Source organism: Nocardioides imazamoxiresistens, assembly GCF_032378595.1.
Taxonomy (GTDB): Bacteria; Actinomycetota; Actinomycetes; order Propionibacteriales; family Nocardioidaceae; genus Nocardioides; species Nocardioides imazamoxiresistens.
On sequence record NZ_JAVYII010000001.1, the window covers coordinates 309,655 to 336,478 of the forward strand.

Below are 26,824 nucleotides of genomic sequence, written 5' to 3' on the forward strand. Positions count from 1 at the left end.
GGCCCGGGCCGCCCCGGACCGCCGGGGGCTCAGCGCCCCTGGTAGTTCGGGGCCTCCGCCACCATCTGGATGTCGTGCGGGTGGCTCTCCTTGAGCGAGGCGGAGGTGATCCGGATGAACCGGCCCTTGTCCTGCAGCTCGGGCACCGTGCGCGCGCCGACGTAGAACATCGACTGGCTCAGGCCGCCGATCAGCTGGTGGGCGACCGCGGCCAGCGGGCCGCGGTAGGCGACCTGGCCCTCGACGCCCTCCGGGACGATCTTGTCGTCGCTGGTGACCTCGGCCTGGAAGTAGCGGTCCTTGGAGTACGACTTCTTGCCGCGGCTGCTCATCGCACCCAGCGAGCCCATCCCCCGGTACGCCTTGTACTGCTTGCCGTTGACGAACACCAGCTCGCCCGGCGACTCCTCGCAGCCCGCGAGCAGCGAGCCGATCATCACCGTCTCCGCGCCGGCGACGAGCGCCTTGGCGATGTCGCCGGACTGCTGGAGCCCGCCGTCGGCGATGACCGGGACGCCCGCCGGGTGGCAGGCCAGCGAGGCCTCGTAGACCGCGGTGACCTGCGGGACGCCGGCGCCGGTGACGACGCGGGTCGTGCAGATGGAGCCGGGGCCGAAGCCGACCTTGACCGCGTCCGCGCCGGCGTCGACGAACGCCTGGGCGCCCTCGCGGGTCGCGACGTTGCCGCCGATCACCTGGACGTGCTTCGTGGCCGGGTCGGACTTGAGCCGCTGCACCATGTCCAGCAGCAGCCGCACGTGGCCGTGCGCGGTGTCGGCCACCAGGACGTCGACACCAGCCTCGATCAGCGTGGTCGCGCGCTCCCACGCGTCACCGAAGTAGCCGATCGCCGCGCCGACGAGCAGCCGGCCGTCCGCGTCGTAGGAGGCGTCGGGGAACTGCTCGGACTTCACGAAGTCCTTCACCGTGATCAGGCCGGCGAGCTTGCCGTCGGCGTCGACCAGCGGGAGCCGCTCGCGCTTGTGCTTGCGCAGCAGCGCGGTGGCCTCCTCGCGGCTGATCGACTCGTGGCCGGTGATCAGCGGCATCCGCGTCATCATCTCGTCGACCTTGGTGGTCGCCCACTCCGCGACGGGCGTGAAACGCAGGTCGCGGTTGGTGATGATGCCCAGCAGGGTGTTCGCGCCGTCGACGACCGGGAGCCCGGAGACCCGGTACTCCCCGCAGATCCGGTCGAGCTCCTCCAGCGTCGCGTCGGGGCCGATCGTGACCGGGTTGGAGATGATCCCGGTCTGGGTGCGCTTGACCAGGTCCACCTGGTACGCCTGGTCGGCCACCGAGAGGTTGCGGTGCAGGATGCCGATGCCGCCCTGACGGGCCATCGCGATCGCCATCCGCGACTCGGTCACGGTGTCCATGGCCGCCGAGATCAGCGGGGAGCGCAGCGAGATCTCCCGCGTCAGCCGGGACGTCGTGTCGATGTCGCTCGGCGCCAGGTCGGAGTAGCCCGGCAGCAGGAGCACGTCGTCGTAGGTCAGTCCGAGGGCGGCGAACTTGTCGGGTACTCCGGGGGTGGCGCTCATGTCGTCCTTACGGGGGTGGGGCTGGCGGCCCCGCCATCCTAGGCCGCGGGCGTCACCGCCTCGCAGTCCGGAGGGCGTGCACCGCGATGCGGACGGTGAGCACGTCCGCCGACATCCGGATCCGGCCCCGCAGCCCGGCCGCCAGCACCATCGGGAGCACCGCCTGGTTGTCGGCGCGGGTGCTCAGCAGGATGTCGGTGGCACCCTCCGCGGCCGCCAGGCGGGCGACGTCGGTGAGCAGGCGCGTACCGATCCCGCGGCGCTGCCAGGCCGGGTCGACCTCCAGGCGCACGGGCCGCAGCCCCGGCTCCCCCGGGTCCGCGGGCGCGCCGATCTCCGCGACCCCGACGCGTACGCCCGCCGCCTCGGCGTGGACCGCGAGCCCCCGCACCTCGTAGGTCGGCTGCATGCCGCCGCCCATGCGGCGCGAGGCGGTGCCGAGCAGGGTGGGCGTGCGCTCGAGGACGTCCGAGACGAGATCGGCGAGCGCGGCCCCGCGTGCGTGCTCGGTCGCCGTGAACGCCGCGCGGCGGCGCACCTGCACCTCGACGTCGCCGACCGTCATCTCCATCACGTCGAGCCCCTCGACGGCGGTGGCGTCGGGATCGGCCGAGATGTCGGGCTCGGCGTCGAAGAGCTGCGCGACGACCTCGGGGAACCGCGCCGGCCGGGCGATGATCGCGCGCGCCGCCTGCACGTAGCGGGCCGGCTGGTCCACCAGCGCCGCGTCGGTGCACGGCGTGCCGACCACGTCGGTGCCGTCGGCGGCCGCGAACAGCGCGACGATCTCGCGCTCGGTCCAGTCGTCCGGCGTGCGGATCACGAGCTCGTCGGTGACGGCGTCGACACCCGGGAAGATCTGGAAGCCGAGGATGTTGACCCCCGCCGCGCCGCACTCGCGGGCCAGGACGGCGAGCGTCCCGGGGCGGTCGGGCAGGGTCGTACGCACGCGCCAGAGCATGCCTCGAACGGTGCGCGCACCGTGTTGCGCGGACGCCTCGGTGGTGTTTCGCCCGTGTCACGCGCCGCGTGACGTCGCTCGCAGCACCGGGCCGGGACGGCCCTGGACGCCGCACGCCCCCGGCCTCCTCGCGGAGACCGGGGGCGTACGGGTCCTGCTGGGTCCTGCTGGGGGGAGTCGGTCAGTGACCGTGCCCGTGGCCGTGGCCGGCCGCGGGAGCCTCCTCCTCCTCGGGCTTGTCGACGACGAGCGTCTCGGTCGTCAGCAGCAGGCCGGCGATCGAGACCGCGTTGACCAGAGCCGAGCGGGTGACCTTGACGGGGTCGAGGACGCCCTGGGCGACCAGGTCGCCGTACTCGCCGGTCGCGGCGTTGTAGCCGTTGCCGACACCGAGCTCGCGCACCTTGGAGACGACGACGTAGCCCTGCTCGCCACCGTTCTCGGCGATCCAGCGCAGCGGCTCGTCGACGGCCTTGCGCACGATGCGCACGCCGACGGCCTCGTCACCGGTCAGCCCGAGGTCGCCCTCGAGCGCCGCGGCGGCGTGGATGATGGCGGAGCCACCGCCGGGGACGATGCCCTCCTCGATCGCGGCGCGCGTCGCGGAGACGGCGTCCTCGATGCGGTGCTTCTTCTCCTTGAGCTCGACCTCGGTGGCCGCGCCGACCTTGATCACCACGACGCCACCGGCGAGCTTCGCGAGGCGCTCCTGAAGCTTCTCGCGGTCCCAGTCGGAGTCCGTGCTCTCGATCTCGGCCTTGATCTGGTTGACCCGACCCTCGACGGCCGAGGCGTCGCCGCCACCGTCGACGATGGTCGTGTTGTCCTTCGTCACCACGACGCGGCGGGCCTGGCCCAGCACCTCGAGCCCGACCTGGTCGAGCTTGAGGCCGACCTCGGGCGCCACGACCTGGGCGCCCGTGAGCACCGCGATGTCCTGGAGGATCGCCTTGCGGCGGTCGCCGAACGCGGGCGCCTTGACGGCCACGCCGGTGAAGGTGCCGCGGATCTTGTTGACGACGAGGGTGGAGAGCGCCTCGCCCTCGAGGTCCTCGGCGATGATGAAGAGCGACTTGCCGGCCGCGATGACCTTCTCGAGCAGCGGGAGCAGCTCGGCGACGGCCGAGATCTTCCCCTGGTGCAGCAGGATGTACGGGTCGTCGAGCACGGCCTCGCGGCCCTCGGCGTCCGTCACGAAGTACTGCGAGATGAAGCCCTTGTCGAACTGCATGCCCTCGGTGAACTCGAGGTCGGTGCCGAGGGTGTTGGCCTCCTCGACGGTGATGACGCCGTCCTTGCCGACCTTGTCGAACGCGTCGGCGAGCAGCTCGCCGATGTGCGAGTCGCGCGAGGAGATCGTGCCGACGCTCGCCACGTCCTCCTTGCTGTCGACCTCGCGGGCGGCGTCGCGCAGCGCGTCGCCGACGGCGGCCGCGGCGAGGTCGAGACCCCGCTTGAGGCCGAGCGGGTTGGCGCCGGCGGCGACGGCGCGCAGGCCCTCGTGCACCAGGGCCTGGGCCAGGACGGTCGCGGTCGTCGTGCCGTCACCGGCGACGTCGTTCGTCTTGGTCGCGACCTCCTTGGTGAGCTGCGCACCGAGGTTCTCGAACGGGTCGTCGAGCTCGACCTCACGGGCGACGGTCACGCCGTCGTTCGTGATGGTCGGGGCGCCCCACTTCTTGTCGAGGACGACGTAGCGGCCCTTGGGGCCGAGCGTCACCTTGACGGTGTTGGCGAGCGCGTCGACGCCGCGCTCGAGGGAGCGACGGGCGTTCTCGTCGAACTCCAGGATCTTGGGCATGGGTTACTCCCTCTGTCGGGGTGTCGTGGGTGCTGGCGAAATGGCGCCCGCCCGGCAAGGCGGGCCCGCGGAGGCGACCTCCAGCGGAGCGGGTCGTCGAGCGGGCCCAACGCTGCCGGGCGGGATGCCAGTTCGTCAGCCGACGATGGCGAGGACGTCGCGGGCGGACAGGATCAGGTACTCCTGGCCCGCGTACTTGACCTCGGTGCCGCCGTACTTGCTGTAGATGACCTTGTCGCCGACCGAGATGTCGAGCGGGATGCGCTCGTCGCCGTCCTCGTTCCAGCGACCCGCGCCCACCGCGAGGACCTCGCCCTCCTGGGGCTTCTCCTTCGCGGTGTCGGGGATGACGAGACCGGACGCCGTGGTCTGCTCGGCGTCGAGCGGCTTGACGACGATGCGGTCCTCGAGGGGCTTGATGTTGACCGACACGATGTCGACCTCCACTTTCCGTGCGGATCCGAATGTGCGGACGGCGGGTGCCGCCCGACGGGGCGTTGGGTCGTCGCCGTTTCGGGCACGCCGTCGCGGGGGCCGCGCCGTCATCGTCGACGTTGGCACCCTCCAGGGGAGAGTGCCAGCGCCGACGTTAGCACTCCGCCCGAACGAGTGCCAGAAGTGTCCGGACCCGACCGCGCGGGGACGGCGTCCGACGCGACTGGAAGGATGCGCCCATGGACCTCGCGACGCTGCGCTGGCTGCTCACGCCCGACGGCGGCACGCTGCTGGAGGTGGCGGCGAGGGCGTACGCGGACGCCGACGGCGACCCCGTCCGCGCGGCGGCGACCGTGCGCCGCACCGAGCCCGACCCCGAGCGGGCGGCGGCCGCGCTGACCCAGGTGGGGCTGCGGGTCCGCGGCGTCGCCAAGTTCGGCGAGGACGCCCTGCGGATGTACTTCACCCCCGACGGCCTCGAGCAGGCGACCCGGCGCCGGGTCGCCGACCACCGCGCCGCGCGGCTCGCCGCCGCCCGGCCGGGCGCGGTGGTCGACCTCGGCTGCGGGATCGGCGGCGACCTGCTCGCCCTGGCCCGCGCCGGACTGGTCGCGGCCGGGGTCGACCTCGACCCGGTGCGGGTCGCGATCGCCGAGGCCAACCTGGCGGCGCTGGGGCTGGAGGGCGCCGCGACCGTGGCCGACGCGACGACGCTGGCGCTGGACGCGTTCGACGTCGCGACGGTGGACCCGGCCCGCCGCGACGGCCGCGGCCGCGTCTTCGACGCCTCGGCCTGGGTGCCCTCGTGGGACTTCGTGACCGGTCTGCTCGCGGGTCGGCCCAGCGTCGCGAAGCTCGCACCGGGCCTCCCCCACGACCTGGTGCCCGACGGCGTGGAGGCCGAGTGGGTCAGCGAGCGCGGCGACGTCAAGGAGGCCGTGCTGTGGTCGCCGCACCTCGCCGTCGCCCGGCGCCGGGCGACCGTGCTCGGCACCGAGGGCCTCGCGACGCTGACGGAGTCCGACGACCCCTGGGACGGAGCGGCCGAGCGGCCGGTACGCCCCGTGGGCCGCTACCTCTACGAGCCCGACGGCGCCGTCATCCGCGCCGGTCTCGTGACCGCCGTGGCCGGCAGCGTCGAGGGCGGGCTGCTGGACGAGCACATCGCGTACGTCGTCTCCGACGAGGGCTTCCGCACGCCGTTCGCGACGACGTACGAGGTGCTCGAGGAGCTCCCCTACCGCGAGAAGCAGCTGCGCGCCGCCCTGCGCGAGCGGGCGGTCGGGCGCCTCACCATCAAGAAGCGGGGCGTCGACGTCGTGCCCGAGCAGCTGCGCAAGCGCCTCGCGCTGCGCGGCAGCGAGGAGGCGACCGTCGTGCTCACCCGGGTCGGGGGCGAGGGCACCGCGCTGCTCGTCCGGCCCGTCTGAGAGCGACCAGCGCGGCTCAGGAGAGCCGCTCGAGCACCATCGCCATGCCCTGCCCGCCGCCGACGCACATCGACTCCACGCCGATCTGCTTGTCGTGGTGGCGCAGGGAGTTGATGAGGGTGCTCGTGATGCGCGCGCCCGTCATGCCGAAGGGGTGGCCGACGGCGATGGCGCCGCCGTTGACGTTGAGCCGGTCGACGTCGATCCCGAGCAGCTGGGCCGAACCGAGGGCCTGCACCGCGAATGCCTCGTTGATCTCGAAGAGATCGACGTCGTCGAGCGCCAGGCCCGCGTGGCGCAGGGCGGCCGGGATCGCCTCCACGGGCCCGAGACCCATGATCTCGGGCGAGAGGCCGGTGACCGCGGTCGAGAGGATCCGCGCCAGCGGGGTCAGGCCCAGCTCCTTCGCCTTCGTGTCGCTCATGACGACCAGGGCGGCCGCGCCGTCGTTGAGCGGGCAGGCGTTGCCGGCGGTCACGGTGCCGTCCGGCCGGAAGACCGGCTTCAGCTGGCTGACGGCCTCGTAGGTGGTGCCCGCCCGCGGCCCGTCGTCGGTGGAGACGACGGTGCCGTCGGGCAGCGTCACGGGCATGATGTCGGTGGCCCAGAAGCCGTCCGCGATCGCCCGCTCGGCCAGGTTCTGGCTGCGCACGCCGAAGCGGTCCTGCTCCTCCCGGCTCATGCCGAGCTTCTGCGCGACGTTCTCCGCCGTCTGGCCCATCGCGATGTAGAGATCGGGCAGCTCGCCGCTCTCGCGCGGGTCGCGCCAGGTCTCCGCACCGCCCCGGGCGCGCTCGTCGGTGCGCCGCACGGCGTCGGCGAACCGCGGGTTCTGGGCGTCCGGCAGGTCGGCGAAGCCGTTGCCGAAGCGGCTGACGGTCTCGACGCCCGCGGAGAGGAACACGTCGCCCTCGCCCGCCTTGATGGCGTGGAACGCCATCCGGGTGGTCTGCAGGCTCGAGGAGCAGTAGCGGTTCACGGTCACGCCGGGCAGGTGGTCCATGCCCGCCAGCACGGCGACGGCGCGGGCCAGGTTGAAGCCCGCCTCGCCCGCGGGCTGGCCGACGCCGAGGGCGAGGTCGACGATGTCGGCGCGGTCCAGCTCGGGCACCTGCGCGAGGGCCGCCTCGACCATCTGCACGGCGAGGTCGTCGGGGCGCATGTCCTTGAGCGAACCCTTGCCGGCCCGGCCGATCGGGGAGCGGGCGGTGGACACGATCACGGCTTCGGGCACGGGGACCTCGTCGGTGTCGGGGATGGTTGGCTCAGGGCAGCGTCCAGCAGGGCGCCGGGGCCGTCAAGCACCTCGGCGGCGCACGGTGCGGGCGAGGATCCCGAGCGTGCCCCGCAGGTGCTGCTCGGAGACGACCGGGAACACCTTCTTCCAGTCGTCGCGCGCTCCCGACCAGTCGTAGTAGCTGGTCACGAGCGTGCGCTCACGGCCGTCCTCGCCGGGCTCGGCCGGTTCGAGCCGGTATCCGTAGACGTGCCCGATCGGCGGCCGGACCCGACCGATGATGCTCCACGCGACCTCGCGGTCGGGCTCGAGCGTCTCGATCACGACGGTGACGTCGTAGTCGCGCAGGTCGGGGATGTCGCCCAGCGCCTCCCGGTCCATGTGCACCACGAAGGTGTCGCCCACGACCCGGGGCCGCCGACCCGTCGCGGCCTGCAGCATGCCGGAGGAGTCGATGTCGACGTGGCCCTCGGGGTCGGTGAGCACGTCGTAGATCGCGCTCGCGGGAGCCGCGATCACGCGGGTGGTCTCGATGCGCTCGGTCACGGTCACCGAGCGTACGCGCCGCGGGCGGGCCGCCCCGGTCCCCGGAGCGACCCGCCCGCGCGGGTGGTGCGTGACGTGCGGCGTCAGGCCAGGTTGGCCTTCTCCGCCGCGATCGTCGTGTCGTCGCCGTGCCCGGTGTGCACGACGGTGGCGTCGGGCAGCTCGAACAGCCGCGCCCGGATCGAGGCCTCGATCGTCGGGCGGTCGGAGAACGAGCGGCCGGTGGCGCCCGGCCCGCCGTTGAACAGCGTGTCGCCGGTGAAGACCGCGCCGAGCTCGGGGGCGTACAGGCACACGGCGCCCGGGGCGTGGCCCGGCGTGTGCAGCACCTGCAGCGACGTGCCGGCGACCTCGATCGTCTGCCCGTCGGCGAGGTCGACGTCCCAGAGCTCGCCGTCGGCGTCGTCGGGACCGCCGTGGGTGAGCTCCCAGACCGGTCGGTCGTCGGGGTGCAGCAGGATCGGCGCGCCCGTGCGCTCGCGCAGGGCGGGCGCGACGCGCACGTGGTCGTCGTGGGCGTGCGTGCACACGATCGCCCGGACGGTGCGGTCGCCGACGATCTGCAGGATCGCGTCGACGTCGTGCGGTGCGTCGATGACGACGACCTCGCTGTCGTCGCCGACCACCCAGACGTTGTTGTCGACCTCGTGCGTCTCGCCGTCGAGCGAGAAGGTGCCCGCGACGACGCCGTGGTCCACGCGCGCGGCCATCAGAGGACCACCACGCTGCGCAGGACGTCGCCGTGGTGCATCTTCTCGAACGCGGCCTCGACGTCCTCGATGCCGATCTCCTCGGTCACGAACGCGTCGAGGTCGAGGCGGCCCTGGCGGTAGAGGTCGACCAGCATCGGGAAGTCGCGCGAGGGCAGGCAGTCGCCGTACCAGCTCGACTTCAGCGAGCCGCCCCGACCGAACACGTCGATCAGCGGGATCTGCGGCACCTTCATGTCCGGGGTCGGCACGCCGACCAGCACCACCGTGCCGGCCAGGTCGCGGGCGTAGAACGCCTGCTCCCACGTCTCGGGGCGACCCACCGCGTCGATCACCACGTCGGCGCCGTCCGCGCCGGCGTGGCCCGCGCTCGCCGCCGCGATCGCCTTGATCGCCTCGACCGCGTCGGTCTCCGAGGAGTTCACGGTGTGCGTGGCACCCTGCGCCTTCGCCGCCTCGAGCTTCTTGGGGTCGATGTCGACCGCGATGATCGCGCCCGCACCCGCCAGCGCCGCGCCGGCGATCGCCGCCACGCCGACGCCGCCGCAGCCGATCACGGCCACCACGTCGCCGCGCGAGACGTTGCCGGTGTTGATCGCCGCACCGATGCCGGCCATCACGCCGCAACCGAGCAGCCCGACCGCCGCCGGGCGCGCCTGGGGGTCGACCTTCGTGCACTGCCCGGCCGCCACCAGCGTCTTCTCCGCGAACGCACCGATGCCCAGCGCCGGCGAGAGCGGCGTGCCGTCGGCCAGCGTCATCTTCTGGGTCGCGTTGTGCGTGTTGAAGCAGTACTGCGGCTCGCCGCGGTCGCACGCGCGACAGTCACCGCACACCGCACGCCAGTTCAGCACCACGAAGTCGCCGGGCGCGACCGTGGTGACGTCGTCGCCGACCGCCTCGACGACCCCGGCGGCCTCGTGACCCAGCAGGAACGGGAACTCGTCGTTGATCCCACCCTCGCGGTAGTGCAGGTCCGTGTGGCAGACCCCGCACGCCTGCACCTTCACCAGCGCCTCGCCCGGACCCGGGTCCGGCACCAGGATCGTCTCCAGGCTCACCGGCTCCTTGACCGACTTCGCCACGACCGCCTTGACCTCGTGCATCAGCGTTCTCCCTCTTCCCGGGCGGGGCCCGATCGTCGTGGGACGAACGTATCGCCCGGGGGCTGACGCGGCGTCGGCCCCCGGGTGGCGGGGACGCCGGGGCCGTATGCAACCGATCCCTGGCCGACCGCGTCCTGGTCGCGACAGGATGGAGGTGAGAGCGATGCCGACGACGGGAGCGACGATGACGACTCCACGGCGCCGCACCCGCGACGAGGAGTTCGCGGACTACATGGAGGCGCGGCAGGCCAGCCTGCTGCGCACGGCGTACCTGATCAGCGGCGACCGCCACACCGCCGAGGACCTGGTGCAGACGGCGCTGGCGAAGCTCTACCTGGCGTGGGACCGCGTCGAGTCACGCGGCTCGGTGGACGGCTACGTCCGCCGGATCCTGGTCAACGAGCACAACTCGCTGTGGCGCCGCGCGTGGAAGCGCCACGAGTCGAGCACCGACGAGGTGCCGGAGGCGGCGCCGCACCACGACGCGTACGACGACGGCACCTCGGCCCGGATGTGGGAGTTCGTGCAGACCCTGCCCCGCAAGCAGCGCGCGGTGATCGTGCTGCGCTACTACGAGGGCCTGAGCGAGGCGGAGATCGCCGCCACCCTCGGCGTCTCGACCGGGACCGTGAAGTCCCAGGCGAGCCGCGCGCTCGCCGCCCTGCGCGAGCGCACCCCCGAGGCCCTCGCGCCCACCGACACCGAGCCCCGGGAGGAGCAGCGATGAGCACCCCGAACGACGACCAGGTCGGACGCACCCTGTCCGGCGCGCTCGACCGGCGTGCGGACGACGTCGCCGGCGCCAGCATCTCCCTCGACGCGGTGCGCGGCCGGGCCCGCCGGATCCGGAACCGCCGGGTCGCCCTCGCGGGGGGCGCCGCGGCGGCCGTCGTGCTCGCGGTGGCCGCGCCGTTCGCGCTGACCGTCGCCGGCACCGACGAGCGACCGGCACCGCCCGCGGTCACCGACACGCCCCGGCCCGACGGGACCGACGACCCCGACGACGTCACGTACGGCCAGGACCTGGAAATCGACGTCCTCGGGGCGGAGCCCGGGGACGGACCTACGGTGCCCTACACCGTCGACGGCGTGCTGCGCCTGCCCGGTGGCGGGGAGTACGCCGTGCCCGGCGAGGTCGGGATCAGCGGCGTCGGCGCCGTCGTGCCGCTCGAGGACGGATGGCTGGCGGCCGTCGACCCCGGCACCGGCGGCGAGTACACGCTCGTCCGCCTCGACCCCGACGGCACCGTGGTCGAGGACGGCCTGGAGCCCGACGGCAGCTTCGTGACCGCGCAGGTGGCCCGCGACGCCGGCACCGGTGACGTCGCCTGGGTCGAGTCCGACGGGACGGCCCTCGAGGTCGTCGTGGCCGACGCGGCGGGCGAGGAGCGGTGGCGTACGCCCGTCGCCCCCGAGCCCGGCGGCCAGGCCCTCCCGATCGCCACCCCGCTCACGATCACCGACGGCGAGGTCGTCCTCGAGATCTCCGACGGCGCCGGCGTGCGCGTGGTGCGGATGGCCGAGGACGGCACGGTCACGGGGCTCGGCGAGGAGATGGCGCTGGGCGCGTCGCCGTCGGGCGAGGCGTACGCGTCGTTCACCCTGCGGGAGGCGGACATCAGCACCTGCTCCTCGGTCGTCTCGACCGTCGACGGCGCCGTCGTCTGGGGCCCGACCTGCGACGCCACCCTCGAGGCGTTCAGCCCCGACGGCACCTTCGTGCTGGCCGGCCCGGCCAACGGGGACGGCGCGGGACTCCTCGTCTCGCAGGTCCTCGACGCCCGCACCGGCGAGGTCGTCGCCAACCTGACGACGACCGAGGAGCAGGGGATGCTCTCCGAGGCCGTGTGGGAGTCGCCGACGTCGTTCGTCGTCGCGGCCTCCCAGCCGGTCGACGGCGAGCGCCGCTACGGCCTGCTGCGGATCGACCTCGCGGCCGGGACGGTGGAGCAGACCGTCGACGTGCTCGACTTCGACCCGGCGTTCGACACCGGCGGCGAGCGGTACCTGCCGCGGTGAGGCGCGGGCCCGGTCCGGCTCGGGCCGGGCCGGGCCTCAGACCAGGACGGTCGTGATCGGCTGGGAGGAGTCGGCGGGCAGGTCGAGGGCCGAGGGGGTACGCCCGCGCGCCACCATCTCGGCCCCGAGCGCGGCGACCATCGCCCCGTTGTCGGTGCACAGCCCGGGCCGCGGGATCCGCACCCGCACACCGACGCGGTCGGCGCGCTCGACGATCATGGCGCGCAGCCGCGAGTTGGCGGCGACGCCCCCGCCGACGAGCAGGTCCTCGACGCCCTCGGCGGTGGCCGCGTCGAGGGCCTTGCGCACGAGCACGTCGCAGACGGCCTCCTGGAACGAGGCGGCCACGTCGGCGACCGGCACCGGCTCCCCCGCCCGCTCCTTCGCCTCGACCCAGCGGGCCACGGCGGTCTTGAGGCCGGAGAACGAGAAGTCGAAGCGGTGCCGCTCCAGGTCGCGCCGGCTCGTCAGGCCGCGGGGGAAGTCGATCGTGACGGTGCCCTCGCGGGCGGCGCGGTCGACGTACGGTCCCCCGGGGAACGGCAGGCCCAGCAGCCGGGCGACCTTGTCGAAGGCCTCCCCCGCCGCGTCGTCGATGGTGGCGCCCATGGGGTCGACCCCGGCCGTCAGGTCGGTGACCCGCAGCAGGCTCGAGTGCCCGCCGGAGACGAGCATCGCGATGCACGGCTCGGGCAGCGGCCCGTGCTCGAGCTGGTCGACCGCGACGTGCGCGGCCAGGTGGTTCACCCCGTAGAGCGGCTTGCCCAGGCCGAGTGCGAGGGCCTTGGCGCTGGCCACTCCGACCAGCAGGGCGCCGGCGAGGCCGGGGCCGCTGGTGACGGCGACGGCGTCGAGGTCGGCGAGCCGCACCCCTGCCGTCGCGCAGGCCCGCTCGACCGTCGGGACCATCGCCTCGAGGTGGGCACGGCTGGCGACCTCGGGCACGACGCCGCCGAAGCGGGCGTGCTCCTCGACGCTGCTCGCGACCTCGTCGGCCAGCAGGGTCGTGCCCCGCACGATGCCCACGCCGGTCTCGTCGCAGGAGGTCTCGATGCCGAGGACGAGGGGCGCGTCGGTGCTCACCGGTCCATTGTGCCGTCCGGCCGACGCGGTCGTGGTGGTTGCCCCGACCCGTCCCGGCGCGTCAGGCTCCGCCCATGAGCGACGCGAGCCTGCACGACCGGATGGACCGCCTCGTCGGGACCTGGCGCACCGAGGGCGTCGTCGAGGACGGCGGGGAGCACGACGGGCAGTCGTGGCGCGGGTTCGACGTCTACGAGTGGTTCCCCGGCCGGCGGCACCTGGTGCACCGCGTGGACGTGCGGATCTTCGGCGAGCGCAGGGAGACGCTCGAGGTCCTCACGCCGCGCGACGCGACCTCCATCGACCAGGTGGCCTACGAGGCCGACGGCGACGTCGGCCGCTCCGAGGGCTGGTTCGACGACGAGGGCCGCTACCGCAACGACCTCCCCGGAGCGCGCGCGGTGCTCACCTTCACCGGCGCCGACACCATGGCCGCGGTGTGGGAACGCCGGGACGCCGACGCATGGGTGCCGTGGATGCGGGTGCGGTTCACCCGGGTCGGCTCGCCGCACGTCGAGGTGCGCTCGAAGGACGACCACCTGGGGTGGTGACGCGCCGCCGCTCAGGCGGGCAGCCTCCGCTGGAGGACAAGCGCGTCGGCGCCGTCGCGGTAGTAGCGCGGGCGGCGGTGGATCTCCCGGAACCCCGCGGCGGCGTAGAACGCGGTGGCCGGTGCGTTCGTGGCGCTCACCTCGAGCAGCATCCGGTCCGCACCCGCGCCGACGACGGCCTCGGTGCCCGCCGCCAGCAGCCGCCGTGCCAGGCCGGTCCGCCGGGCACCCGGGGCGACCCCGATGCGCAGCAGGTCGGCGACGTCGTCGGAGACGGCGAGGACGGCGTACCCGGCCACCTGCCCCGCGACCTCGGCCACGAGCACCCATCGGCCCGCGGCCGCGTCCAGCTCGGCGCCCACGAGCGCCGGCGACCACGCGTCGGGCCCGAAGAGCTCGCGCTCGAGCGCCACCAGGGCGTCGAGGTCCCCCGGCACCGCCGGACGCAGTCGGGCGGGCGGGTGCGGCAGGCGCGGCGGGTGGGCCGCCGGGCTCACGAGACGGGCTTCGCCGGGGCGCGCTCGGCGGCGGCGACCGCGTCGGGGCGCCGCAGGTAGAGCGGCTCGGGGTCCAGCAGCTCGACGTGCTCGCCGGCGACCGCGCGGGCCAGCCAGCCGGCGTCGGGCGCGGTCGGACCGACCGCACGGGTGAACGCGTCGGGGTAGAGGCCGGGACCGGCGCCGACGACCGGCGCCGCCGTTGCCACGTCGGCCGGCCGGGCGACGACCGGACCCTCGAGACGGTGGCCGTCGGCGTCGTAGGAGGCCAGGTAGACCTCCTTGCGCCGGGCGTCGGTGGCGACCAGGAAGGGCTCCGCGACCGCGCCGGTGGCGACGGCCTCGACGGCGAGGACGTCGAGCGAGCAGACGCCGTACGTCGGCAGGTCGAGCACGTGCGCCAGCGTGCGGGCCGTGACCAGCCCGACCCGCAGGCCGGTGAACGGACCGGGTCCGACGCCGACCGCGATCGCCGTCAGGTCGCGACGGTCGAGGCCGGCCTGCTCCAGGCAGGACGCGATCAGCGGGGCGAGCTGCTCGCCGTGCTGCATCGACCGCTCGGCCACCCCGGAGGCGAGCACGCGGTCCTCGTCGGGGTCGTAGACCGCCGCGACGACGCGCGGCGTGGCGGTGTCGAAGGAGAGCAGCACGCGACGAGGTTAGGTCACCCGGGGCGGTGTACGACGGCCGCGGTCGCCGCGCGGGGCGGACTCGCGCGGGTCAGGCCCAGCGTGGCCCGTGGCCGACCAGGCGGACCACCCGCTCGTCGGCTCCCTCGACGCCGTCGGCTCCCTCGGCCCCCTCGACCGCCGCGTCGTCGGCGACGGCGCGCTCGATCACGACCTCGAGGTGGCTCTCGGCGAGCTGCTCGACGACGCCGGCGCCCCACTCCACGACGGTGACGGCCTCGTCGAGGGAGGTGTCGAGGTCGAGGTCGTCGAGCTCGGCGACGCCCCCGAGGCGGTACGCGTCGACGTGGACGAGCGCGGGACCGCCGGCCAGCGAGGGGTGCACGCGGGCGATCACGAACGTGGGCGACGTGATGCCGCCACGCACGCCCAGACCCTCCCCCAGGCCCTGGGTGAAGGTGGTCTTGCCGGCTCCGAGGCCTCCGGTGAGCACCAGGAGGTCCCCGGCCCGCAGCCGCCGCGCCAGACCGCTGCCGAGCGCCCGCATCGCGGTGGCGTCGGGCACCGCCACCGTCGTCGGGACGGGCGGCGTACCGGGCCGCACGAGCTGCACGTAGGGGGCGGGACGGTCGACCTCGACGAAGCCGTGGTGCTCCCAGAAGGCCAGCGAGCGCGGGAGCTCGGGGCGGGCCAGCACCGCCACGGGCCGGTCGCCGGCGTGGGCCACGACCGCGGCCGCCATCCGTGCCCCGACCCCGTGCTCCTGCCACGTCGGCAGGACGCCGAAGCGGCGCACCCACAGCAGGTCGTCGACCGGGTCGAGCACGAGCGCGCCGACGACCCGACCGTCCGACTCGGCCACCATGCCGCCGCCGGTCGCGAGCGCGTCGGCCATCGTCGCGGGCGTCTCGGCGAGGGCGTCGGCCGGCGGGTCCAGCGGCGGGCGGGCGGCGAAGGCGGCGTGCACCACGGCGTACACCTCGTCGGCCGCCTCGGGGCCCACGACGCGCACCGTCACCTCGGGCGGTGCCCCGGAGGTCTCAGGCAACGGCGGCCTCGATCAGGTCGTCGAGCAGCTCGTTGACGGCCGCGTGGCGCTCCATGATCACCATGTGGCCGGCGTCCTCGAACTCCTCGAGGCGGGAGCCCTCGATGTGCGCGTGCAGCTTGCGGCTGTGCCCGATGGCGGTGATCCGGTCCTTCGTGCCGCAGGCGATGGTCGTCGGCACGGTGCCCAACGCATCGAGGAGCGCGAACTTGTCGAGGCCGCCGAAGGCGGGGAAGAAGTCGGCCAGCACGTCGAACGGCGTGCGGCTCAGCATCTCGTCGACGAAGGCGACGTAGCGCTCGGGCACGTCGCTGCCGAAGGCGAACTGGTCGGTGGCGACGAGCGCGAGCGGGCGGCCGATCCTGCGGAACCCCTCGACGACCCGGTGGCCGCGGGCCAGCGCGGCGACGACCCGCACGGCGACCTGGCCGCCGAGCGTGCGCGGCACCATCGGCACCAGCACGCGGTGCGGCTCCAGCCCGCCGGCGGTGGTCGAGATCAGCGCGACCCCGACCACCCGGTCCCCGAACAGCTCGGGGTGGGACTCCGCGAGCGCGATCACGCTCATCCCGCCCATCGAGTGACCGACGAGGACGACCGGCCCCTCGGGCACGACCTCCTCGAGCACCCGCGCGAGGTCGGAGCCGAGCTGCTCGATGGTCGCGTGCTCCTCGGTCGAGCGTCCCGAGCGGCCGTGGGAGCGCTGGTCGTAGAGGACGGTGCGCAGCTGACCGCGGTAGGCGGCGCGCTGGAAGTGCCAGCAGTCGAGGTTGAGGGCGTACCCGTGCACGAACACCACGGTCGGCGCCGGCGCGGTCGCGCCGTCCACGCGGGGCGCCGGCTCGTCGACCTCGACGTGCAGCGGCACGCCGTCGTCGGCCACGACGGTCAGCGCCGGCGAGCGCAGCGACCCGAACGCCACCCGTTCGCCGGCGTCGCGGTGCGCGATGACGCGTCGCTGGTGGGCCACCCCGGCCGCTGCGCCGGCCAGCGCGGCGCCGGTCGCGCCCGCAGCGATCGCGAGCACGGCGTTGCGCAGCCTCATGCGTGTCCTCCGTCGTGGGTCCCGGTCCGCTCGTCCCCGGCCGGCTCGTCCGGTCCCGGCTCGTCCGGGCCCGGCTCGACGCCGACGTGGCGGCGCAGCGCGCGGCCCCGCAGGCGGGTGACGATCTCGTAGTCGATGGTGCCGCAGGCCCTCGCCCAGTCCAGCGCGGTGGGCGCGCCCCGCTCACCGGTGCCGAACAGCTCGACCTCGGCACCGGCCTCCGGCTCGTCGCCGTCGAGGTCGACGACGAGCTGGTCCATGCAGACCCGGCCGCGCACGGGGCGCCGGCGTCCGTCCACCCACACCTCGGCGGCGTCCGGCGAGCCGACCCCGGCGGCCGCGTGCCGCGGGACACCGTCGCCGTAGCCGAGCGGCACCAGCCCGACGGTCGTGGGCCGGTCGGCGACCCAGGTGTGGCCGTAGGAGACGCCGTCACCGGGCTGCAGGCGCTTGGTCAGCACGAGCGGGGCGCGCACCGTCATCGCCGGCACGAGGTCCGGGCGACCGCCCGGCACGTCGCCCTCGGCGACGTCGGGGGCCGGGTCGATGCCGTAGGTGGCGATCCCGCAGCGCACCAGGTCGAAGTGGGCGCTCGGGCGCAGCAGCGCCGCGGCCGAGTTCGCTAGGTGGCGCACCTCGGGGCGCAGGCCGGCCTCCTCGGCGTGGGCGAGGGCCTCGACGAACGCCGCCTCCTGCGCGTCGTTCGCCGGGTGCGCGGAGTCCTCCGAGGCGGCCAGGTGCGACCAGATGCCGGTCACGCGCAGGGCACCGGCGGCCTCGCCGACGAGCGCGGCGCGCACGAGCGCCGGCCAGTCCTCCGCGAGGGCGCCGCCGCGGTGCAGGCCCGTGTCGATCTTGAGCTGCAGCCGCGCGGGGACGTCAGCGGCCTGCGCCGCGGCGACGACGAGGTCGACGTCCGCCGGGGAGTACGCGGTGACGTCGACGCCGGCGGCGACCAGCGCGGCCAGGTCCTCGCCGGGCATCGTCAGCCAGCACAGCACCCGGCCGGTGTCGCCCGCGGCCCGCAGGGCGAGGGCCTCGGCCGGGGTGGCGACGCCGAGCCAGTCGGCGCCGGCCGCCCGCGCGGCCCGGGCGACCTCGACCATCCCGTGGCCGTAGCCGTCCGCCTTGACCACCGTCATCATCGCCGACGGTGCGACCCGGGCACGCAGGGTGCGGACGTTGCGCCGCACCGCCGCGAGGTCGACGACGACCTCGGGACGCGACGGGGCACTCATGGCGCACATTCTGGCAGGGTCCGCGCTCAGGCCAGCAGCGACCGGACGACCTCGCCGACCGCGTCGGCGACGTCGGAGGCGACGATCGGGCCGCCCTGGCTCGCGTACGTCGCGGCCGCCCCGTGCAGCCACGAGCCGACGGCGGCGGCGTCGAAGGGGTCCAGGCCCGTCGCGAGCAGCGCGCCGACGAGGCCCGCGAGCACGTCACCGGCGCCCGCGGTGGCGAGCCACGACGGACCGGTGGTGTTGACCCGGACCCGGCCGTCGGGGTGCGCCACGAGGCTGTGCGGGCCCTTGAGCAGGACCACGGTGTCGTAGCGCTGCGCCGCGCGGCGGGCGTACGCCAGCTGGTCGGCCTCGACGTCGGCCCGCTCGACGCCCAGCAGCGACGCGAGCTCACCGGCGTGGGGCGTGAGCACGGCGGGGACGGAGGAGCCGTCCTCCGCGCGCACCGGGGCGTCGAGGTGGCGCAGCGCCTCGGCGTCGACGACCAGCGGCACCTCGTCGGCCAGCGCGGCCCGCAGGGCGGCGCCCGCGCGGTTGTCCCCACCCGAGCCGACCGTCCACGACTGCACGCGCCCGACCCCGACCACCTCGGGGTGCGCCTCGCGGACCCGGTCGAGCACGGTCGGGTCGCCGACGTAGCGCACCATCCCCGCCAGTCCGCTGGCCGCACCCGCGACGGCGAGCAGGCCCGCCCCCGGGTAGCGGCCCGAGCCGGCGCGCACGCCGACGACACCGCGGGTGTACTTGTGCGCCGCGCGTCCCGGCCGCGGCAGCAGCGCGGCGACGTCGTCGGCCTGCAGCGCGACGACGTCCGCGGGCGGGAGGTGCGGGCCCAGACCGATGTCGACGAGGTGCACCGCACCGCACGCCGGCGAGGCCGGGTCGACGAGGTGGGCGACCTTGTGGGTGCCGAAGGTGACGGTCAGGTCGGCGCGGACGTGGGCGCCGTCGGGGAGCCGGCCGGTGTCGACCTCGACGCCGCTCGGCACGTCGACGGCGACGACCTGCACGGGACGCGCGCCGGTGTCGTCCTCCGGGGCGTACGCCGCCAGCGCGGCCGCCGCGTCCGGCTTCAGGCCCGGGCGACCGCCGATGCCGACGATGCCGTCGACGACGACGTCGGGCAGCCGGCGCGGACCCGTGCCGTCCCAGCCGCGGTCGCGGCCACCCGCGGCGCGCAGGGCGGCGAGGCCCTCGGCGTGCACCGCCTCGGAGAGCAGGACCGCCTCGACCGCGACGCCGCGGCGGGCCAGCAGGGCGCCGGCGTGCAGCGCGTCGCCGCCGTTGGCGCCGGAGCCGACGAGCAGCACGACCCGCCGTCCGTAGGCGCCACCGAGGAGCCCGAGCACCGCGTACGCCAGCCCGGTCGCCGCCCGCTGCATCAGCGCGCCGTCGGCGAGCGTGCTCGCGAGGGCGGCCTCGGCGTCGCGGACCTGGGCCTCCGTGTGGGCTGCGCGCATGGCTCCACCCTAGGGCGGGGACTACACGCGCCCTGGCAGGGTGGCGGGATGGAGCACCAGCGCGCGGACATCGCGGTCATCGGCGGCACCGGCTTCTACGCCTTCCTCGACGACCCCCACGAGGTGGAGGTCACGACGCCGTACGGCGACCCGTCGGCCCCGATCGCGATCGGCACCGTCGCCGGGCGCAGCGTCGCGTTCGTCCCGCGCCACGGCCCCCACCACGAGTTCCCGCCGCACCGGATCAACCACCGCGCCAACCTGTGGGCGCTGCGCTCGCTGGGCGTGCGGCAGGTCCTGGCGCCGTGCGCCGTCGGCGGCCTGCGGCCCGAGGTCGTGCCCGGCGACGTCGTCGTGCCCGACCAGCTGGTCGACCGCACGACGGGGCGGGTGCAGTCCTACGTCGAGACCGGGGCGGTGCACCTGCCGTTCGCCGACCCCTACTGCTCCGGCGTGCGGGGCGCGGTGCTCGGGGCCGGCGAGGCGACCGGCGGCGGCGCGGAGCGCGGCATCGTCGACGGCGGCACGATGGTGGTCATCGAGGGGCCGCGGTTCTCGACGCGCGCGGAGTCGCGCTGGTACGCCGACCAGGGCTGGACGCTGGTGAACATGACCGGCCACCCCGAGGCGGTGCTGGCCCGCGAGATGCAGCAGTGCTACGCCGCGATCGCGCTGGTCACCGACATGGACGCGGGCGCCGAGGACGGGGCCGGCGTCGGGCAGGCCGAGGTCTTCGCCCGCTTCAAGGAGAACCTCGACCGCCTGCGCGGGCTGCTCACCGCGACGATCGAGCGCCTGCCCGACCCCGACGGCTGCTCGTGCTCGAACTGGGCCGACGGGATCGACCTGACCTACGAGGTGCCGGACGGCTCCGCGGGCGGCGTGTCCGGCGGGGGGCGCGCCTGATGCGCGTGGTCCTCACCGGAGCCGCCGGGTTCATCGGCGGCGCGGTGGCGACGGCGCTGACCGAGGCCGGCTACGAGGTGGTCGGCGTGGACGTGATGCTGCCGCAGGCCCACGGCGACGACGCCCCGCTGCCGCCCGACGTCCTGCTGCGCGACGTCCGCGACGCGGACGCCTGGACCGACCTGCTGCGCGGCGCCGACGCGGTGTGCCACCAGGCCGCGGTGGTCGGCGCGGGCGTGAAGGTCGCCGACCTCCCGGAGTACGCCTCGCACAACGACCTCGGCACCGCCGTCCTGCTCGCAGCGATGCACACGGTCGGCGTGGACCGGTTGGTGCTGGCCTCGTCGATGGTCGTCTACGGCGAGGGCCGCTACCGCTGCGCCGAGCACGGCGACGTGACCCCGCCGCCCCGACCGGTCGCCGCCCTGGAGGCCGGGGACTTCGAGGTCCGCTGCCCCCGCTGCGCCGGTGCGCTGGCGTGGGCGACCATCGACGAGGACGCGCCGCTGGCGCCGCGCGGGGCGTACGCCGCGAGCAAGGCCGCGCAGGAGCACTACGCCGCCTCGTGGGTGCGGCAGGCGGGAGCCGCCGCGGTGGCCCTGCGCTACCACAACGTCTACGGCCCGCACATGCCCCGCGACACCCCCTACTCCGGGGTCGCGGCCATGTTCCGCTCCGCGCTGGAGCGCGGCGAGGCCCCGCGCGTCTACGAGGACGGCACCCAGGTGCGCGACTTCGTGCACGTCGCCGACGTGGCCCGGGCGAACGTGCGGGCGCTGGAGGCCGTGGCGGCCGCCGACGCGGGCGACTGGCGGGCGTACAACGTCGCGTCCGGCCGCCCGGTCGCCATCCGCGAGGTCGCCGAGCTCGTCGCCGCGGGCACCGGCCGCGGCATCTCCCCCGAGGTGACCGGCGAGTTCCGACCCGGCGACGTGCGGCACATCGTGGCCTCGCCCGAGCTGGCCGAGCGTGAGCTGGGCTTCCGCGCCGAAGTCAGGCCCGAGGACGGGTTGGCAGAGTTCGCGACCGCGCCGCTGCGCTGAGCGCTCCACCCCTTCTGTCCACCGACCTACCGACGCGCGAGCAGGAGGAGACCACGTGCCCCGACCGCCGATCCTGACGATGACCCGCGGGCAGCTCGCCGCCTTCCAGATCGTGGTCTTCACGGTGGTGTTCGGCGCTCTGCAGCTGCTCATCGCCGACGGGCCGGTGGTGGTCACCCTGCTGGTCGCGGTCGTGGCCGGTCTGCTGTTCGGGCTGGGGATGTACGCGATGTATCCCGGCATCCGCAGCAAGGCCGAGGAGAAGGAGCGCCGGAAGGCGGAGCGGCGGGCCGGCTGACGGCGCGCCGCTGATCGGCCCCGACAGCCGTCGGCCTAGGAGCGTCGGACGAATCGGACGCTCATGTGGCCGAGGGGATGTCGGGTGCGACGGGTCTCGTAGCGGGGGTCGTGGACCTTGCGGTGGTGGTGGCCGCACAGGAGTCCGGCGTCCTTCGTCGAGGTGCCACCGCCGGCGGACCAGAGGGTCCAGTGGTGGACCTGGCACTGGTGGGCAGGTCGGTCGCAACCGTCGGTCACGCACGTCTTGTCCCGCAGGCCGATCGCCAGCCGTTGCGGTTTGGAGTGGTATCGCTGGGCCCGGCCGAGGTCCAATACCTCGCTGCCGCCGCCCAGGACGGCCGGCACGAGATTCGCCGAGCACGCCAAGCGCCGAGCCTCAGCGGCGCTGATCCGTCCGCCCGTGTCCAACGTGGCCACGCCCAGGTCGCGCAGCAGGGCGTCCAGGTCGAGATTGATGACGACGGTCGCGTTCGTGCCACCGACCTCGGGCAGGTCGCGGGCGTCGAGGGCCTCGATGAGCTCGACGAACGCCTCCCCGCGGCGCAGCGGCGAGGCCACCCCGGTCACGAACCGGTCCCCCTCGTCGGGGCTGGCGTTCTTGTGGCCCGGTGTCGCGTAGGCGTCGAGCGCTTTCCCGAGCATCTCGGCGTGCAGGGTCGGCAGGATGCCCCGGATCGAGGTGCGTCCGTCGCCGAGGTCGCGCAGCGTCAGCGACGCGGCGGCCATGGCGGACCGTTCTTCGGCTGCGAGCAGACGGGCCTCGTGGGCCTCGCCGACCTCGGGTGCGACCACGTCGAGGATGCGCTTGCCGAGCTTGCGCAACGCCAACGCATCGAACCGGCCGGCGTTGTCGACGAGCACCTGCTCGGCATGCCGGACGGTGTCGGCGTCGACCTCGTCCGGCAACGCATCCAGCGCTCGCACGATCACGTCGGCCTGGTCGAGTGACACGGCGCCGGCTGCGGCGGCCGCGGCCACACGTACGTACCGCTCAAACGCACCGCCCACCCGCAGCACCCGGTGCGCCTCACCCCGCGTGACCCCGGTCGCGTTCGCGAACCACACCGCCGTCGACGGCGACCCATCCGCCCGACCCACCTGCAGCTCATCGCCACGGGCGGCCAGCTCGGCGACCAGTCCCGTCGCGCGGCTGATCAGCTGCTGCGCAGCCACCAACGCCGACCGCGCGTCCACCTCACCGAGCGTCAGCAGCCCGAGCTCGAGCGCGTCCCCGACGTGCTCGTCGGCGCGCCCGATCGCCGCCAGCACCGGATGCCCCGATCCCGGCGAGAAGGTCCCCGTTCCCCCTGCCATGGACCCACTCAACCAGGAGCCACCGACAGTTCCGCCCGGGCGGAACTGTCTGTGTGGAGAGGCACGAAAACAGGTGGTGCACCGCCCTGGTCCTGCCGCATCCTGGCGTACTCGGCCAACGGCGCCGAGGGGCGGGCGAGGCCGACTCGCGGGGCCGGACGGCCCGGAGGCAGCGATGGCGTACGTCGACGTGCGGTGGGACAACTGCTGCGGCGAAGCCCTGTGGATGACCGGCCCCGGATGGGACGACGTCGGCCCGGTCGAGCCTGACGAGCTCGGGCTGAGCGAGTCGGTGCAGCAACAGATCGCACAGTGGCGCGACGACGAGGACGGCGACTGCAGCCCGCGACCGGCCGACGAGCGCCGGCGGCAGTTGGTCCGCTCCCTCGAGGTCGCGCGCCTGATGCAGCTGGAGCTCGGGGACGACCACGAGGTCTGGCGAGCAAGTGGCCTGCGCACCGGGTGCCCACTCCTGGCGCTCGAGGGCGGGGAGGCGGACCTGGCCAGGCGCGTGGGTCGTCGCGCCGAGCGTCTCGAGCGGGTCCCGATCCAGCAGCTGGCCGCCTCGGCGAACACCCGCTGGCGGATCCGGCAGTGGCGACGCGAGGGTCGCGCGCTCGACGGCGCCCCGGGCGACGCGCGCTGGCGGGCGGAGGGGCTCGACATCGCCGCTCAGCTGCAGCAGGAGGTCGGCCTGGCGCACTTCATCTGCTTCCTGGGCGGGCGCACGGAGCAGCCGCCGGTCGAGCCCTTCCGACCCTGGGGCGACTAGGAGTAGTCGGCCCAGAGCCGGCGCTCGGCGCCGTCCACCGTGACGGTGCCGCCGTACGGGACGATCCACTGCGGACGCGTGTGTCCGAAGGGCGGGCCGACGACGACCGGCGCCTGCGGGTTGTAGCGACCGACGACGTCGATCACGACGTCGCGCTGGGCCTCGCGGCGCCGACGTCGCTCGTCGCGGTCCGGGCGGTCGGTGAAGCCGGAGGTGGGCGGGCGGGCGGCGACGACGGCGTCGACCGCCGCGAGCAGCCCGCGCTCGCCGAGCGAGCGCAGGATCCAGCCGAGCTCCCGCGGCGGGATCAGCTCCTCCGACGTCTCGACCAGCAGCACCGCGCCGTCGAGCACGGTCGGGTCGTCGGGGAAGCGACCTGCGGTCAGGAGCCACTGCAGGACCTCCGCGCAGCCGCCCCAGGTCGGTCCGGTGACCGAGCGCGCGGGCCCCGCCCACGTCCACGGCTCGGTGGGCTCCCGCTCCCCGTGCTCGGTCAGTGCGCGCGGGTCGAGCCAGTCGTGGCCGACGTCCTCCGACTCCCCCGGCTCGGACAGCTCGAGCCGCTCCCCGGTCAGCAGGGCGGCGCGCAACGAGCGGGCGTGCACGTCGTCAACGCTCGGTCCCGGGCCGAGGTGCACCTGCGTGGAGCCGCCGTAGAACCCGGCGACGCCCTGGGTCCACAGCCAGCTCAGCAGGTTGGTGTTGTCGCTGTAGCCGAGGAACGGCTTGGGGTCGGCGCGCACGACGTCGGCGTCGAGGTGCGGCACGACGGTGATCTGGTCCTCGCCGCCGACCGTCGAGAGGACCGCGCGGATGCTCGGGTCGGCGAACGCCGCGTTGACGTCGGCCGCACGCTCCGCGGCGCTGGCGCCGAGCCGGCGGGTGGTCGGGTACTCCACCGGCACGAGACCGGTCAGCTCGACGAGGCGTCGCATCGCCTGCTCGTGCACCGCGGGCGCGGCGCCCGGGGCGGCGTACGACGGCGACAGCACGGCGACGCGGTCACCGGGCCGCGCCTTGGGCGGACGGGTCAGCGGCTCCATCCGGTCAAGGTAGCGGGCCCCTCACCCCACCCGCACCGGCCGCAACCGCACGACGGCCGCGCCCGAGCGCAGCTCGCGGCGCTCGACGACCTCGAGCCGGACGCGCTCGCGCAGCCCCGCCAGCAGGGTGGGGCCGTGCCCGGCCAGGACGGGGTGGACGAGGAGCTCGTACTCGTCGATCAGCCCCGCGTCGGCCAGCGCCAGCGGCAGGGTCACGCCACCCGCCCAGAGCCCCTCGCCGGGCTCCTCCTTGAGGCGCCGCACCGCCTCCACCGGGTCGCCGCGCACCAGCTCGGCGTTCCAGTCGACCTCGTCCAGCGTGCTCGAGACGACGTGCTTGCGGGCCGGGTCGATGGCCTCGGCGAACTGCCGGTCGCCCTCGTCCATCCAGTCGGGCCAGTCCCCCGAGGCCGGACGACGCCAGGCCGCCTCCATCATCTGGTAGGTCACCCGGCCCAGCACGAGGGCGTCGGCGCGGCTCATCTCCGCCGTCCAGTACGCCATCGACTCCTCGTCGGGCGCCACCCCCGCCTCGTGGTGGCAGCAGCCGTCCAGCGTCACGTTGATCGAGTACCGAAGCGGTCTCATCTCGCCCTCCCTCGTCGTCGTGGTCCAGGGGACCGACCCGCCGCGGCGCGGCTTCTCATCGGTCGCCCGGGAGGGATCACCAGCTCGTGTAGAGCAGGTGCTGCACCACGAGCGCCGCGGTCACCTGCAGGGCGAGCGCGGGCGTACGCCACCGCGCCGGCAGCAGGGCGAGGGTCAGCGTCAGCCACGGCACGAACGGCAGCCAGATCCGCTCGACCTCCGCCTTGCTCATGCCGGACACGTCGGCGCCGACGACGCACGCCAGCCCGGCGCCGCCGAGCCACAGCAGGGCCCGCGCGTCGGGTCCGCCGGCGGTGCGGACGCGCAGGGCGCCGCCGACCCGGGCGGCCCACGCGCCGACGCCCGCGCCCACGGCCAGGCCGGCGCTGACGAGCAGCGCGGCGAGGTTGCCCCACCACCAGTAGGTCATCGGGCGGTCGGAGGCCAGGCCGTCCCAGTAGCGCTCGACGAGCACGGGGTAGGCCTCCCACCACGCGAAGCCGCCGAGGGCGTACGCCCCGGTGACCCCGAGCGCCGCGACGACGGCGACGGGCAGCGGCCGCCAGGACCGGGCCACCACCAGCACCGCCACCGCGACCAGGCCGATCAGCGGCATCCCGTAGGACAGGAACACGCCGTTGCCCAGCAGCACGCCCGCGAGCGCCGACCAGGCCAGCAGCGGCAGCCACCGGCGCGACGGCGCGCGGCCCGCCCGCGCGCCGAGCGCGAGGCACGCCAGCCCCCAGGCGACGACGACGGCGATCACGGCGTCGCCGGAGACGCCCAGGTAGACCGCCGCCGGGGTCAGCACCAGGAACGGCGCCACGGTGCGCGCGGCGCCCTCGGCGTCGAGGGCCCGCAGGGTCACGAGGACGGCCAGCGGCAGGGTGGCGGCCAGCGCGACGACGACGACCGCCGCCGCGAGGTCGCCGCCGAGCCCGATCCGGTCCAGCACGACGAAGAACAGGGTGGCGCCGGGCGGGTGGCCGGCGACGTGCGTGGGCCACTGGCCCTCGGAGCCCTGCGGGATGCGGTCCACGAAGCCGGTGAGGAAGGCGCCGACGTCGTCGACGGAGCGCGCGGTGGGCAGGTACTCGTCGTCCGCGCCCAGCTTGCGCGTCAGGCCGCTCTCCCCGTCGACGAGCGCGAGGGCGAACAGCCACGCCAGGGCGACGGCGTACGCCCCCGCCAGCAGGCCCGACCAGCTCACCCGCGCCGCCAGCCGCGGACCCCACACCACCCCCGCGACCGCGATCAGCAGCGCCGGGATCGTGCCGACGCCCAGGCCGGGCTGCCACACGCCGTGCACCGGCGGGAGGTGGCCGAGGGCCGCCTGCGCCCGCTCCGAGCGCGCCCAGACCTGCCAGTCGAACAGGGGCGGCACCGCGAAGGCCGCAGCCACCAGCAACGACGCGGCGACCAGGCCGACGAGGGCCGCGGCAGGGACGCCCCGACCGCCCGCAGCGGGCTCCGTCGGGGTCTCGGACGTCGTCGTCGCTCGCTCGGCCATCC

27 protein-coding genes are annotated in these 26,824 nt (G+C 74.9%); 8 read left to right on the forward strand and 19 right to left on the reverse strand.

The annotated features are described in order from the left end of the window. Positions 1-29: 29 nt before the first annotated feature. The 4 genes from guaB to groES form a co-directional block, all read right to left on the reverse strand. The gene (guaB, locus tag RDV89_RS01495; protein ID WP_315730733.1) at positions 30-1,544 is read right to left on the reverse strand and encodes an IMP dehydrogenase; all 1,515 of its coding nucleotides are present in this window, start codon (positions 1,542-1,544) and stop codon (positions 30-32) included. 52 nt (positions 1,545-1,596) lie between these two features. Then, entirely contained in the window at positions 1,597-2,505 is a 909-nt protein-coding gene (locus RDV89_RS01500) for a GNAT family N-acetyltransferase (protein ID WP_315730735.1), read from the reverse strand. Between the two features lie 181 nt (positions 2,506-2,686). Further along, a complete protein-coding gene (gene groL / locus RDV89_RS01505) occupies positions 2,687-4,306 on the reverse strand; it encodes a chaperonin GroEL (protein ID WP_315730737.1) in 1,620 nt (539 codons plus the stop codon). A gap of 135 nt (positions 4,307-4,441) precedes the next feature. Further along, positions 4,442-4,738 (reverse strand): co-chaperone GroES, encoded by a 297-nt coding sequence (gene groES / locus RDV89_RS01510; RefSeq protein WP_315731506.1) that lies wholly within the window; start codon positions 4,736-4,738, stop codon positions 4,442-4,444. 242 nt (positions 4,739-4,980) lie between these two features. On the opposite strand from groES, the gene RDV89_RS01515 reads away from it, so the two are divergent. Continuing rightward, positions 4,981-6,171, forward strand: a complete 1,191-nt coding sequence (locus tag RDV89_RS01515; protein WP_315730739.1) for a class I SAM-dependent methyltransferase — start codon at positions 4,981-4,983, stop codon at positions 6,169-6,171. Between the two features lie 16 nt (positions 6,172-6,187). Here the strand turns inward: RDV89_RS01515 and RDV89_RS01520 are convergent, their stop codons facing one another. The 4 genes from RDV89_RS01520 to RDV89_RS01535 form a co-directional block, all read right to left on the reverse strand. Continuing rightward, positions 6,188-7,405, reverse strand: coding sequence for an acetyl-CoA C-acetyltransferase (locus RDV89_RS01520; protein ID WP_315730741.1), 1,218 nt, complete (start codon positions 7,403-7,405; stop codon positions 6,188-6,190). A gap of 63 nt (positions 7,406-7,468) precedes the next feature. Continuing rightward, positions 7,469-7,954: an SRPBCC family protein gene (locus RDV89_RS01525; RefSeq protein WP_315730742.1), complete on the reverse strand. Its 486-nt coding sequence runs from the start codon at positions 7,952-7,954 to the stop codon at positions 7,469-7,471. 83 nt (positions 7,955-8,037) lie between these two features. Further along, entirely contained in the window at positions 8,038-8,664 is a 627-nt protein-coding gene (locus RDV89_RS01530; protein WP_315730744.1) for an MBL fold metallo-hydrolase, read from the reverse strand. Further along, on the reverse strand, positions 8,664-9,770 hold the full coding sequence (locus RDV89_RS01535) for an S-(hydroxymethyl)mycothiol dehydrogenase (protein WP_315730745.1): 1,107 nt from the start codon (positions 9,768-9,770) through the stop codon (positions 8,664-8,666). Before RDV89_RS01535 ends, RDV89_RS01530 begins: the two co-directional genes overlap by 1 nt. 163 nt (positions 9,771-9,933) lie before the next feature. Between RDV89_RS01535 and RDV89_RS01540 the strand changes: the two genes are divergently transcribed. Beyond that, the gene (locus tag RDV89_RS01540; RefSeq protein ID WP_315730747.1) at positions 9,934-10,497 is read left to right on the forward strand and encodes a SigE family RNA polymerase sigma factor; all 564 of its coding nucleotides are present in this window, start codon (positions 9,934-9,936) and stop codon (positions 10,495-10,497) included. Beyond that, entirely contained in the window at positions 10,494-11,789 is a 1,296-nt protein-coding gene (locus tag RDV89_RS01545; RefSeq protein ID WP_315730749.1) for a hypothetical protein, read from the forward strand. Before RDV89_RS01540 ends, RDV89_RS01545 begins: the two co-directional genes overlap by 4 nt. A gap of 36 nt (positions 11,790-11,825) precedes the next feature. Here the strand turns inward: RDV89_RS01545 and tsaD are convergent, their stop codons facing one another. Next, positions 11,826-12,872, reverse strand: coding sequence for a tRNA (adenosine(37)-N6)-threonylcarbamoyltransferase complex transferase subunit TsaD (gene tsaD, locus RDV89_RS01550; RefSeq protein WP_315730750.1), 1,047 nt, complete (start codon positions 12,870-12,872; stop codon positions 11,826-11,828). Between the two features lie 74 nt (positions 12,873-12,946). On the opposite strand from tsaD, the gene RDV89_RS01555 reads away from it, so the two are divergent. Then, entirely contained in the window at positions 12,947-13,423 is a 477-nt protein-coding gene (locus RDV89_RS01555; protein WP_315730751.1) for a hypothetical protein, read from the forward strand. Positions 13,424-13,434: 11 nt separating this feature from the next. On the opposite strand, the gene rimI is transcribed toward RDV89_RS01555, so the two are convergent. The 6 genes from rimI to RDV89_RS01585 form a co-directional block, all read right to left on the reverse strand. After that, on the reverse strand, positions 13,435-13,920 hold the full coding sequence (gene rimI, locus RDV89_RS01560) for a ribosomal protein S18-alanine N-acetyltransferase (protein ID WP_315730752.1): 486 nt from the start codon (positions 13,918-13,920) through the stop codon (positions 13,435-13,437). Further along, a complete protein-coding gene (gene tsaB, locus RDV89_RS01565; protein ID WP_315730753.1) occupies positions 13,917-14,570 on the reverse strand; it encodes a tRNA (adenosine(37)-N6)-threonylcarbamoyltransferase complex dimerization subunit type 1 TsaB in 654 nt (217 codons plus the stop codon). The genes rimI and tsaB overlap by 4 nt, the downstream gene beginning before the upstream one ends. A gap of 70 nt (positions 14,571-14,640) precedes the next feature. Beyond that, entirely contained in the window at positions 14,641-15,597 is a 957-nt protein-coding gene (gene tsaE, locus RDV89_RS01570; protein ID WP_315730754.1) for a tRNA (adenosine(37)-N6)-threonylcarbamoyltransferase complex ATPase subunit type 1 TsaE, read from the reverse strand. Next, positions 15,590-16,642, reverse strand: a complete 1,053-nt coding sequence (locus tag RDV89_RS01575) for an alpha/beta fold hydrolase (protein ID WP_315730755.1) — start codon at positions 16,640-16,642, stop codon at positions 15,590-15,592. The genes tsaE and RDV89_RS01575 overlap by 8 nt, the downstream gene beginning before the upstream one ends. Continuing rightward, positions 16,639-17,880: an alanine racemase gene (gene alr, locus RDV89_RS01580; protein ID WP_315730756.1), complete on the reverse strand. Its 1,242-nt coding sequence runs from the start codon at positions 17,878-17,880 to the stop codon at positions 16,639-16,641. Before alr ends, RDV89_RS01575 begins: the two co-directional genes overlap by 4 nt. Positions 17,881-17,906: 26 nt before the next feature. Beyond that, positions 17,907-19,346, reverse strand: a complete 1,440-nt coding sequence (locus tag RDV89_RS01585; protein ID WP_315730757.1) for an NAD(P)H-hydrate dehydratase — start codon at positions 19,344-19,346, stop codon at positions 17,907-17,909. A 48-nt stretch (positions 19,347-19,394) separates the two neighbouring features. Here RDV89_RS01585 and RDV89_RS01590 point away from each other — a divergent pair, with 48 nt between their 5' ends. Genes RDV89_RS01590 through RDV89_RS01600 form a run of 3 tightly spaced genes read left to right on the forward strand, consistent with a single transcriptional unit; the run spans position 19,395 to position 21,593 of the window. Next, entirely contained in the window at positions 19,395-20,252 is an 858-nt protein-coding gene (locus RDV89_RS01590; RefSeq protein ID WP_315730758.1) for an S-methyl-5'-thioadenosine phosphorylase, read from the forward strand. Further along, positions 20,252-21,295, forward strand: coding sequence for an NAD-dependent epimerase/dehydratase family protein (locus RDV89_RS01595; RefSeq protein ID WP_315730759.1), 1,044 nt, complete (start codon positions 20,252-20,254; stop codon positions 21,293-21,295). The genes RDV89_RS01590 and RDV89_RS01595 overlap by 1 nt, the downstream gene beginning before the upstream one ends. 55 nt (positions 21,296-21,350) lie before the next feature. Next, entirely contained in the window at positions 21,351-21,593 is a 243-nt protein-coding gene (locus RDV89_RS01600; RefSeq protein ID WP_315730760.1) for a hypothetical protein, read from the forward strand. A gap of 35 nt (positions 21,594-21,628) precedes the next feature. On the opposite strand, the gene RDV89_RS01605 is transcribed toward RDV89_RS01600, so the two are convergent. Beyond that, a complete protein-coding gene (locus RDV89_RS01605; protein ID WP_315730761.1) occupies positions 21,629-22,909 on the reverse strand; it encodes an HNH endonuclease signature motif containing protein in 1,281 nt (426 codons plus the stop codon). Between the two features lie 175 nt (positions 22,910-23,084). Here RDV89_RS01605 and RDV89_RS01610 point away from each other — a divergent pair, with 175 nt between their 5' ends. Then, positions 23,085-23,681: a hypothetical protein gene (locus tag RDV89_RS01610; RefSeq protein WP_315730762.1), complete on the forward strand. Its 597-nt coding sequence runs from the start codon at positions 23,085-23,087 to the stop codon at positions 23,679-23,681. On the opposite strand, the gene RDV89_RS01615 is transcribed toward RDV89_RS01610, so the two are convergent. The 3 genes from RDV89_RS01615 to RDV89_RS01625 form a co-directional block, all read right to left on the reverse strand. Beyond that, positions 23,678-24,724, reverse strand: a complete 1,047-nt coding sequence (locus RDV89_RS01615) for a S66 family peptidase (protein WP_315730763.1) — start codon at positions 24,722-24,724, stop codon at positions 23,678-23,680. The two genes, RDV89_RS01610 and RDV89_RS01615, sit on opposite strands and share 4 nt — an antisense overlap. A gap of 21 nt (positions 24,725-24,745) precedes the next feature. After that, positions 24,746-25,312, reverse strand: a complete 567-nt coding sequence (locus RDV89_RS01620; protein ID WP_315730765.1) for a dihydrofolate reductase family protein — start codon at positions 25,310-25,312, stop codon at positions 24,746-24,748. A 76-nt stretch (positions 25,313-25,388) separates the two neighbouring features. Continuing rightward, positions 25,389-26,822, reverse strand: a complete 1,434-nt coding sequence (locus tag RDV89_RS01625) for a hypothetical protein (protein WP_315730766.1) — start codon at positions 26,820-26,822, stop codon at positions 25,389-25,391. Positions 26,823-26,824 lie beyond the last annotated feature (2 nt).

Excerpts from the sequence above, each read along its gene's own strand:
- guaB (WP_315730733.1), bottom strand. The coding sequence starts at position 1,544 with ATGAGCGCCACCCCCGGAGTACCCGACAAGTTCGCCGCCCTCGGACTG.
- RDV89_RS01500 (WP_315730735.1), bottom strand. The coding sequence starts at position 2,505 with ATGCTCTGGCGCGTGCGTACGACCCTGCCCGACCGCCCCGGGACGCTC.
- groL (WP_315730737.1), bottom strand. The coding sequence starts at position 4,306 with ATGCCCAAGATCCTGGAGTTCGACGAGAACGCCCGTCGCTCCCTCGAG.
- RDV89_RS01515 (WP_315730739.1), top strand. The coding sequence starts at position 4,981 with ATGGACCTCGCGACGCTGCGCTGGCTGCTCACGCCCGACGGCGGCACG.
- RDV89_RS01530 (WP_315730744.1), bottom strand. The coding sequence starts at position 8,664 with ATGGCCGCGCGCGTGGACCACGGCGTCGTCGCGGGCACCTTCTCGCTC.
- RDV89_RS01535 (WP_315730745.1), bottom strand. The coding sequence starts at position 9,770 with ATGCACGAGGTCAAGGCGGTCGTGGCGAAGTCGGTCAAGGAGCCGGTG.
- RDV89_RS01540 (WP_315730747.1), top strand. The coding sequence starts at position 9,934 with ATGCCGACGACGGGAGCGACGATGACGACTCCACGGCGCCGCACCCGC.
- RDV89_RS01545 (WP_315730749.1), top strand. The coding sequence starts at position 10,494 with ATGAGCACCCCGAACGACGACCAGGTCGGACGCACCCTGTCCGGCGCG.
- RDV89_RS01555 (WP_315730751.1), top strand. The coding sequence starts at position 12,947 with ATGAGCGACGCGAGCCTGCACGACCGGATGGACCGCCTCGTCGGGACC.
- RDV89_RS01575 (WP_315730755.1), bottom strand. The coding sequence starts at position 16,642 with ATGAGGCTGCGCAACGCCGTGCTCGCGATCGCTGCGGGCGCGACCGGC.
- alr (WP_315730756.1), bottom strand. The coding sequence starts at position 17,880 with ATGAGTGCCCCGTCGCGTCCCGAGGTCGTCGTCGACCTCGCGGCGGTG.
- RDV89_RS01585 (WP_315730757.1), bottom strand. The coding sequence starts at position 19,346 with ATGCGCGCAGCCCACACGGAGGCCCAGGTCCGCGACGCCGAGGCCGCC.
- RDV89_RS01590 (WP_315730758.1), top strand. The coding sequence starts at position 19,395 with ATGGAGCACCAGCGCGCGGACATCGCGGTCATCGGCGGCACCGGCTTC.
- RDV89_RS01595 (WP_315730759.1), top strand. The coding sequence starts at position 20,252 with ATGCGCGTGGTCCTCACCGGAGCCGCCGGGTTCATCGGCGGCGCGGTG.
- RDV89_RS01605 (WP_315730761.1), bottom strand. The coding sequence starts at position 22,909 with ATGGCAGGGGGAACGGGGACCTTCTCGCCGGGATCGGGGCATCCGGTG.
- RDV89_RS01610 (WP_315730762.1), top strand. The coding sequence starts at position 23,085 with ATGGCGTACGTCGACGTGCGGTGGGACAACTGCTGCGGCGAAGCCCTG.
- RDV89_RS01615 (WP_315730763.1), bottom strand. The coding sequence starts at position 24,724 with ATGGAGCCGCTGACCCGTCCGCCCAAGGCGCGGCCCGGTGACCGCGTC.
- RDV89_RS01620 (WP_315730765.1), bottom strand. The coding sequence starts at position 25,312 with ATGAGACCGCTTCGGTACTCGATCAACGTGACGCTGGACGGCTGCTGC.
- RDV89_RS01625 (WP_315730766.1), bottom strand. The coding sequence starts at position 26,822 with ATGGCCGAGCGAGCGACGACGACGTCCGAGACCCCGACGGAGCCCGCT.